This window comes from Nocardia sp. BSTN01, assembly GCF_015354405.1.
Taxonomy (GTDB): Bacteria; Actinomycetota; Actinomycetes; order Mycobacteriales; family Mycobacteriaceae; genus Nocardia.
Genome location: NZ_JADKYP010000022.1, coordinates 55,014 through 68,063, shown reverse-complemented (window position 1 = coordinate 68,063; position 13,050 = coordinate 55,014). Strand labels below are relative to the sequence as shown.

Here is a 13,050-nt window from a genome sequence, read left to right as displayed (position 1 = left end):
CACGCGCTGCCCAGTTATCCTGAAGTTGCCATACTCGGGCTGGGTTCGCCTGCGTGAATGCGGTTCGAGAGGTAGGTGGATCGGGCTCGGCGCGGTGTTGCCGCACTGCGCCGGGCCCGGTTCGTATCGTGGTTTTCGTCCTGGATTCAGTCGTCGGTCGGCTGTCGGAACGTCCCCCCTTCCACCATCGCGGCGATCTCGGCGGGCGGAATCTGCTCCGAGTGGGCGCGCCGCCAGAAATCGATGTCGGGGAAGGTGCCGGAGGCGAGTTCGGTGCGCAGTCCGGCGACCCATGCCGCCTCGGCCTCGAGCATCGCCACGCCGAATTCGGCCTCGATCAGGAAGAGCCGGGGCAGGAATCGCGTCTGCTCCTCGATTTCGCGGCGCCGCACGGTGATCTCCGCGGCGAGCAGCCGGGTGCGTTCGTCGAGCAGTGGGATCACCTCGTCCGGCGGCAGCAGGGCCACCACGGACAGGCCCGCCACGAACCGATGGGGTTCGGGTTCGGGGGTCGAGATCAGTTCCCGGATCCAGTCCTCGGCCTCGGCGCGGCCGGTGTCGGTGAGTCGGTAGATCGTCCGCTCGGGCCGGGCGCCGTCGCGCTCGCTGCCGATGACCTCGACGAATCCGTGCTTCTCGAGATTCTGCACGACCGTGTAGAGCGATCCCCACTTGATGTCCATATCGCGGTCCTTGCCGCGTTCGCGCATCTGGGCCGCGATCTCGTAGCGGTGCATGGGACGTTCGATCAGCGTCGCCAGCACCGCCAGGGCCAGCAGATTGGCGACTTTTCGCTTCTTGGGCATCGCCCGCACCTCCTTACTCGTCTACGAATATACGTCTACGAGTATGGCTCCGGCAAGAGTCTGTCGGGTGATGGGGCATGGGCTGGCACGACGAGCACCCCCGGGAGGTGGCGTGCCGGCGCCGTCCCGGGGGTGGATCGTCACGAGCGACGCGCGCGACCGCCGAGGGGCGGACTGCCGGTGGGCGGCGACGACCGGGGCCGATGAGGGTTACCCCGTCGCTCGCGCCCCGCGCGAGACGGCGTGACGTTCGAGGGTGATGACGCGCGAGGCGGCACCACATCTACTATTTATGTACGTAGACAGTAGGTTAACCGCCCGGGCCGGTCAAGAGTGTCGAACCGGCCGATCGGCGCCGGGCGATTATCGTGATTCGTCGTGCGAATCTTTGTGGCGGGCGCGACCGGAGTGCTAGGCGCCAGACTGACACCCCTGCTGGTCTCGGCCGGATTCGAGGTGGCCGGGCTCACGCGCTCGGAGTCGAAGGCATCGATGCTGACCGATTTCGGCGCCCGGCCCGTTGTCTGCGATGTCTACGACGCGGCGGCGCTGGAACAGGCGGTGCGCGATTTCGCGCCCGATCTGGTGATGCATCAGCTCACCGACCTGCCCGACGATCCCGCCGATCTGCCCGCCGGCCGGGCGGCGAATTCGCGGATGCGCCGCGAGGGCACCGCCAACCTGCTCGCCGCGGCACAGGCGGCGGGCGCGAAACGCTTTCTCGCCCAGAGTGTCGCGTGGGAGATGACCGGAGAGGGACAGGCCGCCAAACAGTTCCTGGAGGACGCGGTGCTCGGCGTCCGCGGCGTCGTCCTGCGCTACGGCCAATTCTACGGTCCCGGCACCTACTATCCCGAGAACGCGGACCGGCCCGATCCGCCGCGCATTCATATCGCCGAGGCCGCGGCGCGGACCGTGGTCGCGCTGGATCTCGCCTCGGGCATCTACGCGGTGACCGAAGACGGCCGCGTGGATTTCGAACCGGTGCGGTAGTTTCCGAAGCCCGCCGATCGTCGGCGACAGTTCACCCGACGCGCTGCCGGAGCGCCTCGGCGGTGGACTCGTCGGCGGGCAGGAAGGCCTCGAGATGCAGTTCCGCCAGCGAGACGTCGGTGGCGGTGGCGAACGAGGTGAGTGTGGTGATCAATTGCAATTCACCGGCCTCGCTGCGCAATCGCAGCGGCACCGCGAAGCCGAGGTAGCCGGGTCCGGGGTCGGTCTCCGGGAGATAGCTCTCGAATTCGGCGACCAGTTCCTCGGCGCGCGGGTCCGGTGACGTGCGGTTGCGCGCCCGCATGGATTCGGTGACGTGCCGGCCCCATTCGGCGAAGTTGACCACCCGCGGCGCCAGGCCGTCCGGATGTAATGCCAAGCGGCGCACATTGATCGGCGCGGTGAGCAGTTCGGGCGCACAGCCGTCGGTGAAGACGTCGAAGGCGGCGTTCGCCTCGATCAGGCTTCCGTAGCGGTCGGCGATCAATGCCGGATAGGGCATATGCCCGGACAGGATCGTGCGCAGCGCCTCGCGTACCGGAGCCAATCGCGGTGCGTCGATGCCGGATTCGTCGTAGGCAGGGGTGAAGCCGGCCGTCGCCAGCAGTGCGTTGCGTTCGCGCAGCGACAGTTCCAGCGATTCGGCCAGCCGCAGCACGATGGCGCGACCCGGCCGGGAACGGCCCTGTTCGAGATAACTGAGATGGCGCTGTGTGGTGTCGGCGCGGATGGCCAGATCGAGTTGGCTCCACCGCCGCAGCCCTCGCCAGCGTCGCAGTTCCTGTGCGAAGGGGCCCGGTTGCGCGACTGTCGTCATGGGATCATCGTCGGCTTCGGCGTGGCGCGCCGCCATACCCTGCGGGGAATCGCGCGAGTGCGCGCCGGCGGACAGACTCGGCGGCATGAGCTACGAACCCACCGATATCGAACTGAAGCATCTGCTCGACCGCTGGATCGGCCAGTGGAACGAGCCCGATGCCGACCGGCGCCGCGAGCTGATCCGCGAGGTCTGGGCCGAGGACGGCTATCAGATCCTGGTCAACCCGCCGGAGGGTATTCGCGATACCGCCCGCCACTACGGGGTGTCCGCCCCGGCGGTCGAGGTCCGCGGCTACGACGCGATGTTCGCCCGCGTCACCCGGGCATACGAGATGTTCGTCGCCGATGGTGAGCACTTCTTCGAAGCCGAGGGCGGGCCGGTTCGCCACGCCGGGGCCGCCGTCGCGCTGACCTGGGTGATGCGCTCGCGCACGGACGGCACCGTCGCCGGCTCCGGACTCGAGGTGCTGACCTTCGATCCCGACGGGAGGGTGCGCACCGACCACGAATTCGTGAACTGAGCCGGCGTGGACCTGTCGGTGCGCCTGTCTAGGGTGCAGGAATGCCTCGCGACCTCACCGACCTGCCCTATGCCCGGAGCCTGACGCCGCTGCTGGAACCGCTCGCCCCCGATACCGAGTACGAGCGGGTCCACCTCGACGCCACCTCCGTCGACGAGGTGTCGGCCGGTGGCTCCTGGTTCAGTGAGTCGGCGCTGACCGGTGTGGTGCTCGGCGGCGGCAGTCTGAATCACTGCCGATTCGACGACGTCTGGCTATGCGGGGTGCGGTGGATCGGAATCGATGCCTGCGAAACCCGTTGGCAGGATGCCGAACTCGTCGACTCCGCATGGTCCGGAGTGGTCGCCGTCGACGCGCAGCTGCGCCGTATCCGTTTCGAGGGCTGCAAATTCGAATCGGTGAACTTCCGTGCGGCCACCCTGCAGAACGTCACCTTCGCCGAGTGCGTCTTCCGCGACACCGACTTCTCCGCCGCCACACTCCGGAAGGTCGATTTCCCCGGATCGCGGCTCGAAGGTGTCGCCCTGCACGGCGCCACCTTCAAGGATGTCGATCTGCGCGGCGCGGCGGCGCTGGACCTCATCGCCGATATCGGAACACTGAAGGGCGCGATCATCACCACACCCCAGCTGATGGAGATGGCTCCCGCCTTCGCGCGAGCGGCGGGAATCATCGTGCGCGACAACAGAATTCATGACTAGCCGGTGGAGACCACGGGGATCTGGCCGATAGCGTAGGTCACCGCCATGGCCAGCGCGCCACCGATCACCACCCGCAGCACGGCCCGGCGCCGATTGCCGCCGCCCAGTCGCGCGCTCACCGATCCGGTCGCGGCCAGCGCCACCAGCACCGCGGCGAAGGTCACCGGAATGCGCCAGGTCGGCGGCGGCAGCAGAATCGCGAGCAGCGGCAGCAGGGCGCCGCAGGTGAACGAGACCGCGGAGGAGAACGCGGCCTGCCACGGATTGGTCAACTCGTTCGGGTCCAGGCCCAATTCCGCCTCGGCGTGGGCGGCGAAGGCATCGTGTGCGGTCAATTCCCGCGCGACCTGCCGCGCGGTCGCCTCCGTGAGCCCCTTGTGCCGATAGATCTGGGTCAACTCGGCGAGTTCGTAATCGGGGTCTTCGGCGAGTTCGCGCTTCTCCTGCGACAGCAGGGCGCGTTCGCTGTCGCGCTGGGTGCTGACCGAGACGTATTCGCCGACCGCCATCGACAGCGCACCCGCGACCAGCCCGGCCACACCCGCGGTGAGGATGGGCGTGGTGGCCGCGGTGGCCGAGGCGACACCCACCACCAGGCCCGCGGTCGACACGATGCCGTCGTTGGCGCCCAGCACCCCGGCGCGCAACCAGTTCAGCCGGGACGCGAAACCTCCGCCGTGCGGTTCGTGCGGATGTTTCCAGCTCCCGGTGTCGCGCACATTGTCGGAGTCGTCCACGGATGCAGAGTAGGCCGCCGACCGGGCCGGGCGGTGGATCCGCGCCGCAGGCGAGCCGCGACCGCCGGTGCGGCGCACTCCCTATCGGTAGCATGCGTGGCATGAATTCCCTTGTCACGCGCGCTATGTCCACGGTCGCCGCGCAGCTGGGCAATCCGCACGGGGTGCTGGGCAAGGTGGTCGCGCGGATGCTGAACCGGGCCAATCGCTTCGCCATCGACGCCGCGATCGAGGCGGCCGAGGTGGGTGCGGGCCAGACCGCGGCCGATATCGGTTTCGGCGGCGGTGTGGGGCTGTCGATCCTGCTGCGCGAGGTCGGCGAGGCCGGGACCGTGCACGGTGTGGAGATCTCTCCGGATATGTCGGCGCGGGCCCGGGCTCGCTTCACCCGTGACATCGGCACCGGCCGGCTGCGGATCGTCGAGGGCGGACTCACCGAATTACCGCTCGCCTCGGCGAGCCTGGACGCGGCGATCACGGTGAATACCGTCTATTTCGTCGATGATCTGGACCGGGCCTGCGCGGAGTTGGCGCGCGTGCTGCGCCCCGGCGGCCGGGTGGTGGTCGGTATCGGGGATCCGGTGGCGATGGCGCGAATGCCGTTCACCGCGCACGGCTTCCGGTTGCGGCCGGTCGACGACGTATCGGATGCGCTGGAACGAGCCGGGCTGGCGGTCGAACACCGGCAGATCGACCGGCAGCCGATTCCGGCTCATCTGCTCATCGGCCGCCGGGTGCGCGAGGACTGAGCACCGGCAGGGCGACCACGTCGATCGCGCGGCTCACGGCGCCGATCTCGTCGGGCACCGAGGCCAGGGCGATATCGATGGTGAAGCCCATCGAGGCGTCGAGCGGCCGCAGGAAATCGTCGTAGTGCATGGGCACCACGGTGGCGGGGCGCAGCCGGGTCAGGATCCGGCGCCAGTAGTCCGGCGTCACCGACCGTCCGGCCACCCCGGCGAGGAAGATGTCGACGTCGCGATGCCGGATCGCCTCGTCGACGAGGTCGGCGCTGCCCTGGTGATAGATCTCGACACCGGCCACCGCGATGTGGATGCCCCAGGTCTGTCCGCAGCCGTAGGCCATCGGCGCCAGTGCGGCCAGGTAATCGCAACTGGTGTCGCCGGGGGACGGGATCCGGGTGCCGAAGGGGATCTTCGAATGCACGCTCGGCACGAAGGTCACCGTGAACGGCCCGAGTTCGTAGCGACGGTACGGTTCCACCTCCACACCGCGCTCGCCGAGCCCGTGCAGATCCATGAGATTGCGCACCGATCGTGAGCCGTAGACCGCGCAGCCGAAGCGGCGCGCGAGCTCGGGTGCGTCCAAGGCATGATCCCAATGACCGTGTCCGACAACGATTCCCGCCACCTTGTCGAGGCCCGGCAGGAAGCGGTCGATCGATGTGGGATCGGGAAGTGCCGTGCGGCGGCGTACCACCGTCGACAGCGGCACCCGGGTGAGGAACGGATCGACGAGCAGCGTCACGCCCTCGTAGGTCATCCGGTATCCGGCGGTGCCCAGCCATTCGATCTCCAGACCGGCCGGCAGCGGGAGCGGCCGGGCCTCGAGCTCGCGCAACGCCTGCGCGTCCTCGCGGTCGCGCGCGCTCTTGTTCAGGAAGTAGCGGGCATAGCCGGCGGTGTGCCGAAGCGGGTCGAGCACCGTCGAGAGAGCGGACATCGGTCCATTGTGCGCGACCGGGTCAAGGCCGGTCGTCGGCGAGCACCTTGTGCAGGGCGGTGGCGAGGGCGCCGAGTTCGTCGGCGGCCAGACCGGCGAAATGCTGATCGACGACCGCGTGGTGGTGCGGGGTGGCCTCGTGCAACCGCTGCCGCCCGGCCGCGGTGATGGCGACATACGCCGATCGGCCGTCCGCGGGATTGGTTTCGCGAGTGACCAGGCCGCGCGCCTCCAATTCGGTGACCAGCCGGCTCACCCGGGTGCGGCTGAGCACCATGGTCTCCCCGAGGTCGCTCATCCGCAGGCGGGTGGTGCCCGCGAGTTCCACGAGCATGTCGTACCAGCTGGCGGGCATGCCGTGGCCCCGGCGCAGTTCGGCATCCAGTTCCGGGCGCAGGTCGACGTACACCCGCTGCAGCGCCCGCCACACCTGGACCGAGGCGGGTACTGAGCTCCCGGATTCCGGCACGCCGCCGATCTTAGACGGCCGTCACCCCGCCCGCCCGCCTGCGCGGATCGCCGGGCGGCGATAACCGCTGGACACCGGTTCTACGATGCGGACATGGACATGCGCGCGAGCGTGGAACTTCCTCCCGATTGGCAGGCCCGGGTACGCGGCGCTCTGGCGGACTCGCCCCGGCCGGAGTTGGCGGACGGTGCACTGCGCCTGCTGGGCGCGGGTTTGGACAGCGTTGCGCTCCAGCTGGATTCGGCGGAAGAGGCCTATGTGCTGCGCCTGCCGCAGGACCCGCACGGGGCGGAAGGGATCGCCCGCGAGGCCGGGTTGCTTCCGGAGTTGGCCCCGCTGCTGCCGGTGCCGATTCCGCAGTTCCTGTTCACCGCGCCGAATCCGCTGGGGCCGGGGCAGTTCTGCGTGTATCCGCTCGTGCCGGGCGAATCGCTCGATGAAGCCGAATGGGCCGAGCGGGGACTGCTGCGTGCCGATACCGCACGGACGATCGCGGTGTTGATCGAACGGGTCCACTCGTTTCCGGTGGACCGCGCCCGGGACTTCGGTGTCGAGGTCACCGATCTGCGAGGTGATTTCGCCGCGGATCTGAAGTCCGTTCGTGCCGAGGTGCTTCCGTTGCTGGAGGCGGCCGAGGCCGCGGAGCTGTCCGGAGCATGGCAGCGATACCTCGACGACGATGCCAACTTCGCCTTCGAACCGACGCTCATCCATGCCGATCTGAGCCTGGATCACCTGTTGATCAGCGGCGGCACGATCAGCGGCTTGATCGACTTCGGCGATGTCGAGATCGGTGACCCCGACTACGACCTCTGCTACCTGTACCCGGAGGCGGGGCACGAGTTCGTGCGCGAGATCCAGCGGTGTCGGGCAAAGGATCTCGGGCCCGTCATCGAGAACAAGCTGCGCTTCTGGGCGTGTGCCGATCCCGCACTCGACGTGCTGGACGCCATCGAACAGGACCGGACGGACTTTCGCGAACAGCGTCTGACGGTCCTGCGGCAGGCGCTGCGCAGCTATCGGCCGAACGGCATGTCCTGAGCCTCAGCGACGTTCGTAGAATCCGTCGATCCTCGCCCGGCCCACCGCCTGTGCGGCCGCGAACACCTGCCGGGGTTTCGCACTCTCGACGGGTTTGCCCGCGGCGGTGGTGAGGGGTGCGCCGAGGGCGAACAACTCGAAGACGTACCGGTGCGGTCCGTGCCCCTTGACCGGCGCGGGGCCCAGGTACCCGCGGCCGAATCCGGACCGCAGTACCCGCACGCCCGCTTCGTCGGTATCGGCGCGTAACGCGTTGCGGGACAGGTTCCGCACCGACGGCTCGAGCAACGCGACGCAGTGCACGAACGGCTTCCGCATCGGAGCGTCGGGATCCTCGACGACCAGCAGATAGCCCGTCGCAGTGTCGGGCGCGCCGCTCCAGCTCAAGGCGGGAGACTCGTCGGCGCCGCCGATCCGGCGGGAGGCGTGCCGGATGTCGAGCGTGGTCTCCGGCTCGAAGTCCGGACTCGTGAGTCGAAAAGCAGTGCCGCCGAGCAAGTTCGGCTGATTCCATGCCAGTTCCGATTCACCGGCGCGGCGATGGGCGAGCAGCTTGCCGAGAATACTCATCGGTTCTCCTTCTCCGACCGGGGTGGAAGTAGCCGCCGCGCCGCCGGTCGCAGGAGCGGGCGGGCGAAGTGATGGATTTCGACTGTGGCATCGAATTCCAGGGTGGATGCCGCGCCGGGAGTACCGGCCCATTCCTCCGGCACGGCGACGCCCGGCCAGGTGTGGCCGCCGCCGAAAACCGTCCATGCCGTGACGGTGGTACCGGCGATGCCGTGGGCGGCGGTGACGCGGCGCGAGCCGGTGGTCGTGACGGTGGTTCGGTCGCTCGTGCACCGGTCGAGGCGCGCCCAGTGGTCGGCGGTCGCGGCGGCGCCGAGAATCCGTCCGCGCGGTTCACCGTTCGGCCCGCGGTGGCGGGAGTGGCCGCCCGCGAGCGGGACCAAGGGATCGGCATCGCCGTTGATCAGCATCGCCGACACCGCATGGGTCGGGCGCGCCGCGGTCAGGTCGGCGGGCAGCGCCCCGGCCACCGCGGCGAGGACGGCGACCCGTTCGCTGCATTCGAGCGCGAGTCGATGAGACATGAAGGCGCCGTTGGATATTCCGGCCACCAGTGTTCGATCGGCCGCGGTCCCGTACGTGTCCGCGCACCAGTCGATCAGGCTGCGCAGGAACCCCACATCGTCGACCCCGTTCTCCTCCGCGGCCGTGACGCCGCGGCCGTCGGCCCAACTGCCGCAGCAACCGTCGGGATACACGACACCGACGCCCCAGTCCTCGGCGTGATCGGCGAATCGGGTCCAGTCGTGCATGAGCAGACCGCCGCGTTCGGCATCCGGTCCCATATTTCCGTGCAACGCCACGATCAGCGGACTGTCCGGTTCCCGGGGTGACCGCAGGTGGAAGCTGCGCGGCCGGCCGTCGTGGGTCAGCTCGCCCGGAATCAGTGCGGCGCTCATCGGCTCCCCTCTGTGCGGCGTGCCCGTTCGCCGTCGAATCAATACAGTAACACTGCGCAGTTGTACTGTAGATTAATCGATCGTGGACGACGCGACGAACAATCGGGAGGCGATCGCCGAGGAGTTGCAGAGTGTGGTCGGCGCACTCGTGCGGCGCATGCGCTCGGCCTCACCGGCGCGCCGTATCTCGTTGTCGCAGTTGTCGATTCTCAAGCGGCTCGACCGTGAGGGGCCGGCCACGGTGGCCGATCTGGCGCGGGCCGACAAGATCCGCCATCAGACCGTCGCGGTGGCGGTCTCCGCCCTCGAAGACCGGGGACTGCTGAGGCGCACACCCGATCCCGACGATCAGCGGCGCAAGCGGTTGCACATCACCGACGCCGGGCGGGACCTGTTGTCCGAACGGCGCGAGGCCGGTTACGGCCACCTGGCCGAACTGATCGCCGCTCGCCTGACTCCCGCCGAACAGCGGCAACTGGCGGCGTCCCTTCCGGTTCTGGGCAAACTCCTGGACTGAATCGGGGAAGATCTCGGGGACCTTCCCGATGTGCCGGACGTGGCCGCGGTGGTCTATTCGGTCCCGGCGGATATCCGGTCCGCCGCGAGGCCGTGGGAGGGTCGTCGTGAACGCCGCCGTGGTGACGACGTGAATCTGGTTGATCTTCGAGATCGGACTGGCGCTCCGGGATCGGTTGCGCAGCAAGGGATCCACCGCTCGCGACCGCGGAACCCGTACCACCATCATGATTGTCGTCGCGGCAACGATCGGGGTGGCGAATGTGGTGTCGATCGTGCTGCCGGCGGACAGCGATCTGCGCTTCACGGCCGGTCACGACGTCGTCTGGCAAATCGCCGGAGTCGCGCTCATGGTCGCGGGGCTCGGTGTGCGAATCTGGGCTGTCGCGTTGCTGGGCAGGGCATTTCGCACCACCGTCGAGGTCGACACCGATCAGGCGGTCGTCGCCGACGCCGGTGCCACGACGCTGTCGGACAGCATCGTCGCCTCCCGTGAACTCGCGGTGGTATCCGGTGGTAAGGACACCGCGCGCTGGGATCCCGCCCACTGCCTCACCAGAACTCTGACCCCCAAGAGCATCAGCGACACCCTGAACGCGCTGGCCCAGCTGTCGTCGCAGATCCAGGGCCCCGACGCCGCGCACCCCGACGCGCTCGCCCGCGGACTCACCTCGCTGAACAACGCTACGGCGGGCACCGGACCGCAGATCAACGCGCTGGTGCGGAAGCTCGGCGCCGCGCTGTCCGCGCCGGACGCCGATATCGCGCATCTGGCAGGCATTTTCGATGCGTTCGCCTCGGTGTCCAAGGATGTGGAGGCGCACTGGGGTGAGCTGAAGATGATGCTCACCCGCCTGGGCCCGGTGCTGGACCAGGCCACCGAGGATCTGCTGCGGCCCGGCGCCGCGCTGTTCGACGGCCTCGGTCAGGTGCTGCCGATGCTCAACGACATCACCACCCTGTTCGGCGATCCGATCATGCGCGCCCTCGACGACACCGTGCCGCTGGTGAAATTCCTGCGGGCGAATGTGGGCTCGCTGGCCCAGATGATCTCGCTGACACCGGTTCTGGCCCAGGCCGTGCACACGGTCGGCGACTCCGGCATCGGCTACGCCCCGCCGAAGGTGGCGATTGCGCAGGACCACGCTGACCAGGTGTGCGCCGCGATCGACGCCCTCGCCCCCGGACGCTGCACCGCGGCCGACGGTCTGGCGAAGGTGGACATGGCGGCCCTGATATTCGGATTGGCAGGTGCGCGATGAGGTTTCGGCGATTCACGCTCGGCTCGGCGATCGTCGTGACGGCCGCGCTGTCGGCCGCCGGATGCGCGTTCGACCCGTCGTCGGTACCGGTGCCGGGAACCACGGTGTCCGGCCCGACCTACCGCGTGCGCATCGAGTTCTCGAATGTGCTGAACCTGCCGGCGCGCGCCAAGATCATGGCCAATGGTGCGCAGGTCGGCACGGTCTCCGGGGTGACCGTCGTGAAACCGGGCGCCGCGGGCGGCCGCGGTGGCTACGTCGTGGTCGACGCCGACATCTCGAAGTCCGTGCGCCTTCCCGCGTCCACCGTCGCCGAGCTGCGGCAGAACACGGTGCTCGGCGATATCCACGTCGCACTGACCACCCCGCCGAACGGTTTCGGCATCCTGCTGCACGACGGATCCACGATTCCGATGGCACAGTCGAAACCGCCTGTGCAACTGGAGGACACGATGGCGTTGATCGCCGCGTTCACCCAGGGCGGTGCGGTGACCCAACTGCAGGACGTCATCGAGCAGTTCAATCGCACGCTGCCGCAGGATCCGGCGCAGACCGCCCGGCTCTCGCACACCATGGCTACCGATGCCACGGATCTGGCGGACAACCTGGACAGCGTCGACGCGCTGCTCAACGGCCTGGGCACGAACGCGCAGGTGCTGCACGATATTCAGCCGGAACTCGACGATATCCTCAGCCGTACCTCGGTCGATCAGATGAACGGCATCACCGGCTCCATCGTGGGCGTGACGAAGATCTTCGGTGGGCTGGGGCCGGTGGGTGCGTCGCTGGCCTGGCTCGGGCCCGTGCTGCGTGATGCCGACGGGGCGGCCCAGGCGTTCGCGCCGCTGCTGCTCTCGGCCGGCCCGGTGGATCTGAGCCGGCCGTCGAATCTGCAGGCCGTCGTGGAACTGTTGCGCGACAAGCTGATTCCGTTCGTCGAGCGCGGGCCGAAGGTGAACATCGTCGGCGTGCGCTCGGACGCGTCGGCGGACGTGCCGCCCGATCAGCAGACCGACCGCATCCTGGCGACCCTGCGGATGATCGGAGTGGTGCGATGAGGTGGGGTGCGCTGACCTCGTTGGGCGGCATCGTCGCGATCACCGTCCTGGGAGCGAGCTATCTGACCTTCGGCGTCGTCCGCGCCGATCCCTTCGCCGACTACAACCGAACCACTATGGTGCTGACGGATTCCGGGGGGCTGGGGGTCGGATCGCCTGTGCTGCTCACCGGGCTCGAGGTCGGCCGGGTGACCGCCGTGCGTCATACCGCCGCCGGTGTCGAGGTCGGCATGCGGCTGGCCGCGGACAAACGGGTGCCGGCCGACAGCACGGTGACCATCGAACATCTGTCGGCCCTCGGCGAACCGTATGTCGAATTCCGGCCCGTCACCGGCAACGGGCCGTACCTGCACGACGGCCAGTGTCTGGAAACGTCGAATGTGCGCATGCCGCTGTCGATTCCGGACGTCGCGCGGATGGTCACCGAGACCATGAACCAGCTCGATCCCGGGGTGGTGGGCACGCTGGTAACCACCGCGAGCTCCGCGCTGAACGGCACCGACGCCGCGATTCCGAATCTCACCCGATCCGGAGATCTGCTGGCGGCCGCGATCATGAGCCGCAGCCCGCGGATCGCGGATCTCCTCAACAGCTTTCAGGCCGCGGCGGCCGACATCGAGTGGGCCGGTCCAGCCACCGCTACGGCCGCGCCGGCATTCGTGCGGTTCACCCACGCCCTGAACGATCTGGTCGCGGCGGTGGGCCGGATGGTGGACGCGCGCCCCGCCGGAAGCTACACCGAGGGCAACGGTCTGGCGCCGTTCCTGGCGAAGCTGACCGACCGGCTGGCCGAACTCGGCCCGGAGCTGAAGTCCCTGGGGCCGGCGCTCGCGCCACTCACGGAGGCGACCACGAACGCCGCGCCGCGCATCGACATCTCCAGTCTGATCACGCAGGCCCTCGACGATGTGGGCACCGACGGAACCGTGCGGGTGCGGATCAATGTCAAGTAGTACGACCGAGAAGGAGGACGCC

At 68.7% G+C, this 13,050-nt stretch carries 16 protein-coding genes; 9 read left to right on the top strand and 7 right to left on the bottom strand.

Going from position 1 to position 13,050, the window contains the following annotated elements; translation table 11 throughout:
• Positions 1 to 146: 146 nt before the first annotated feature.
• Positions 147 to 806, bottom strand: a complete 660-nt coding sequence (locus IRT45_RS19230) for a PadR family transcriptional regulator (protein WP_194807230.1) — start codon at positions 804 to 806, stop codon at positions 147 to 149.
• A 378-nt stretch (positions 807 to 1,184) separates the two neighbouring features.
• On the opposite strand from IRT45_RS19230, the gene IRT45_RS19225 reads away from it, so the two are divergent.
• Complete coding sequence (locus tag IRT45_RS19225) at positions 1,185 to 1,799, top strand: NAD-dependent epimerase/dehydratase family protein (RefSeq protein WP_194807229.1); 615 nt, start codon at positions 1,185 to 1,187, stop codon at positions 1,797 to 1,799.
• Positions 1,800 to 1,830: 31 nt separating this feature from the next.
• Here IRT45_RS19225 and IRT45_RS19220 read toward each other — a convergent pair whose 3' ends face one another.
• A complete protein-coding gene (locus IRT45_RS19220; RefSeq protein ID WP_194807228.1) occupies positions 1,831 to 2,616 on the bottom strand; it encodes a helix-turn-helix domain-containing protein in 786 nt (261 codons plus the stop codon).
• 85 nt (positions 2,617 to 2,701) lie between these two features.
• Between IRT45_RS19220 and IRT45_RS19215 the strand changes: the two genes are divergently transcribed.
• Together IRT45_RS19215 and IRT45_RS19210 are read left to right on the top strand one after the other, a co-directional pair.
• Positions 2,702 to 3,139 (top strand): hypothetical protein, encoded by a 438-nt coding sequence (locus IRT45_RS19215; RefSeq protein WP_194807227.1) that lies wholly within the window; start codon positions 2,702 to 2,704, stop codon positions 3,137 to 3,139.
• 41 nt (positions 3,140 to 3,180) lie between these two features.
• On the top strand, positions 3,181 to 3,840 hold the full coding sequence (locus tag IRT45_RS19210; protein ID WP_194807226.1) for a pentapeptide repeat-containing protein: 660 nt from the start codon (positions 3,181 to 3,183) through the stop codon (positions 3,838 to 3,840).
• Here the strand turns inward: IRT45_RS19210 and IRT45_RS19205 are convergent.
• Positions 3,837 to 4,577 carry a VIT family protein gene (locus IRT45_RS19205; RefSeq protein WP_309241052.1) on the bottom strand — a complete coding sequence of 247 codons (741 nt, stop codon included), beginning with the start codon at positions 4,575 to 4,577 and terminating at the stop codon, positions 3,837 to 3,839. The two genes, IRT45_RS19210 and IRT45_RS19205, sit on opposite strands and share 4 nt — an antisense overlap.
• A gap of 101 nt (positions 4,578 to 4,678) precedes the next feature.
• On the opposite strand from IRT45_RS19205, the gene IRT45_RS19200 reads away from it, so the two are divergent.
• Complete coding sequence (locus tag IRT45_RS19200) at positions 4,679 to 5,326, top strand: class I SAM-dependent methyltransferase (RefSeq protein WP_194807225.1); 648 nt, start codon at positions 4,679 to 4,681, stop codon at positions 5,324 to 5,326.
• Here IRT45_RS19200 and IRT45_RS19195 read toward each other — a convergent pair.
• A complete protein-coding gene (locus tag IRT45_RS19195) occupies positions 5,298 to 6,260 on the bottom strand; it encodes an MBL fold metallo-hydrolase (protein ID WP_228534597.1) in 963 nt (320 codons plus the stop codon). The two genes, IRT45_RS19200 and IRT45_RS19195, sit on opposite strands and share 29 nt — an antisense overlap.
• 22 nt (positions 6,261 to 6,282) lie before the next feature.
• Positions 6,283 to 6,729, bottom strand: a complete 447-nt coding sequence (locus IRT45_RS19190) for a MarR family winged helix-turn-helix transcriptional regulator (RefSeq protein ID WP_051024370.1) — start codon at positions 6,727 to 6,729, stop codon at positions 6,283 to 6,285.
• 93 nt (positions 6,730 to 6,822) lie between these two features.
• Between IRT45_RS19190 and IRT45_RS19185 the strand changes: the two genes are divergently transcribed.
• Positions 6,823 to 7,770 (top strand): phosphotransferase, encoded by a 948-nt coding sequence (locus IRT45_RS19185; RefSeq protein ID WP_194807224.1) that lies wholly within the window; start codon positions 6,823 to 6,825, stop codon positions 7,768 to 7,770.
• Between the two features lie 3 nt (positions 7,771 to 7,773).
• Here IRT45_RS19185 and IRT45_RS19180 read toward each other — a convergent pair whose 3' ends face one another.
• Both IRT45_RS19180 and IRT45_RS19175 read right to left on the bottom strand, forming a co-directional pair.
• Positions 7,774 to 8,340, bottom strand: a complete 567-nt coding sequence (locus tag IRT45_RS19180; protein WP_194807223.1) for a YbhB/YbcL family Raf kinase inhibitor-like protein — start codon at positions 8,338 to 8,340, stop codon at positions 7,774 to 7,776.
• Complete coding sequence (locus IRT45_RS19175; protein ID WP_194807222.1) at positions 8,337 to 9,239, bottom strand: PHB depolymerase family esterase; 903 nt, start codon at positions 9,237 to 9,239, stop codon at positions 8,337 to 8,339. The genes IRT45_RS19180 and IRT45_RS19175 overlap by 4 nt, the downstream gene beginning before the upstream one ends.
• 82 nt (positions 9,240 to 9,321) lie before the next feature.
• Between IRT45_RS19175 and IRT45_RS19170 the strand changes: the two genes are divergently transcribed.
• The 4 genes from IRT45_RS19170 (at position 9,322) to IRT45_RS19155 (ending at position 13,028) form a co-directional block, all read left to right on the top strand.
• Complete coding sequence (locus IRT45_RS19170; RefSeq protein WP_194807221.1) at positions 9,322 to 9,756, top strand: MarR family winged helix-turn-helix transcriptional regulator; 435 nt, start codon at positions 9,322 to 9,324, stop codon at positions 9,754 to 9,756.
• Between the two features lie 139 nt (positions 9,757 to 9,895).
• On the top strand, positions 9,896 to 11,017 hold the full coding sequence (locus IRT45_RS19165; protein ID WP_194807220.1) for an MCE family protein: 1,122 nt from the start codon (positions 9,896 to 9,898) through the stop codon (positions 11,015 to 11,017).
• Positions 11,014 to 12,075, top strand: a complete 1,062-nt coding sequence (locus tag IRT45_RS19160) for an MlaD family protein (protein ID WP_194807219.1) — start codon at positions 11,014 to 11,016, stop codon at positions 12,073 to 12,075. Before IRT45_RS19165 ends, IRT45_RS19160 begins: the two co-directional genes overlap by 4 nt.
• Complete coding sequence (locus IRT45_RS19155) at positions 12,072 to 13,028, top strand: MlaD family protein (protein ID WP_194807218.1); 957 nt, start codon at positions 12,072 to 12,074, stop codon at positions 13,026 to 13,028. Before IRT45_RS19160 ends, IRT45_RS19155 begins: the two co-directional genes overlap by 4 nt.
• Positions 13,029 to 13,050 lie beyond the last annotated feature (22 nt).

Coding starts and splice junctions, on each gene's coding strand:
- IRT45_RS19195 (WP_228534597.1), bottom strand. CDS start 6,260: ATGTCCGCTCTCTCGACGGTGCTCGACCCGCTTCGGCACACCGCCGGC.
- IRT45_RS19220 (WP_194807228.1), bottom strand. CDS start 2,616: ATGACGACAGTCGCGCAACCGGGCCCCTTCGCACAGGAACTGCGACGC.
- IRT45_RS19200 (WP_194807225.1), top strand. CDS start 4,679: ATGAATTCCCTTGTCACGCGCGCTATGTCCACGGTCGCCGCGCAGCTG.
- IRT45_RS19155 (WP_194807218.1), top strand. CDS start 12,072: ATGAGGTGGGGTGCGCTGACCTCGTTGGGCGGCATCGTCGCGATCACC.
- IRT45_RS19230 (WP_194807230.1), bottom strand. CDS start 806: ATGCCCAAGAAGCGAAAAGTCGCCAATCTGCTGGCCCTGGCGGTGCTG.
- IRT45_RS19175 (WP_194807222.1), bottom strand. CDS start 9,239: ATGAGCGCCGCACTGATTCCGGGCGAGCTGACCCACGACGGCCGGCCG.
- IRT45_RS19160 (WP_194807219.1), top strand. CDS start 11,014: ATGAGGTTTCGGCGATTCACGCTCGGCTCGGCGATCGTCGTGACGGCC.
- IRT45_RS19210 (WP_194807226.1), top strand. CDS start 3,181: ATGCCTCGCGACCTCACCGACCTGCCCTATGCCCGGAGCCTGACGCCG.
- IRT45_RS19180 (WP_194807223.1), bottom strand. CDS start 8,340: ATGAGTATTCTCGGCAAGCTGCTCGCCCATCGCCGCGCCGGTGAATCG.
- IRT45_RS19185 (WP_194807224.1), top strand. CDS start 6,823: ATGGACATGCGCGCGAGCGTGGAACTTCCTCCCGATTGGCAGGCCCGG.
- IRT45_RS19215 (WP_194807227.1), top strand. CDS start 2,702: ATGAGCTACGAACCCACCGATATCGAACTGAAGCATCTGCTCGACCGC.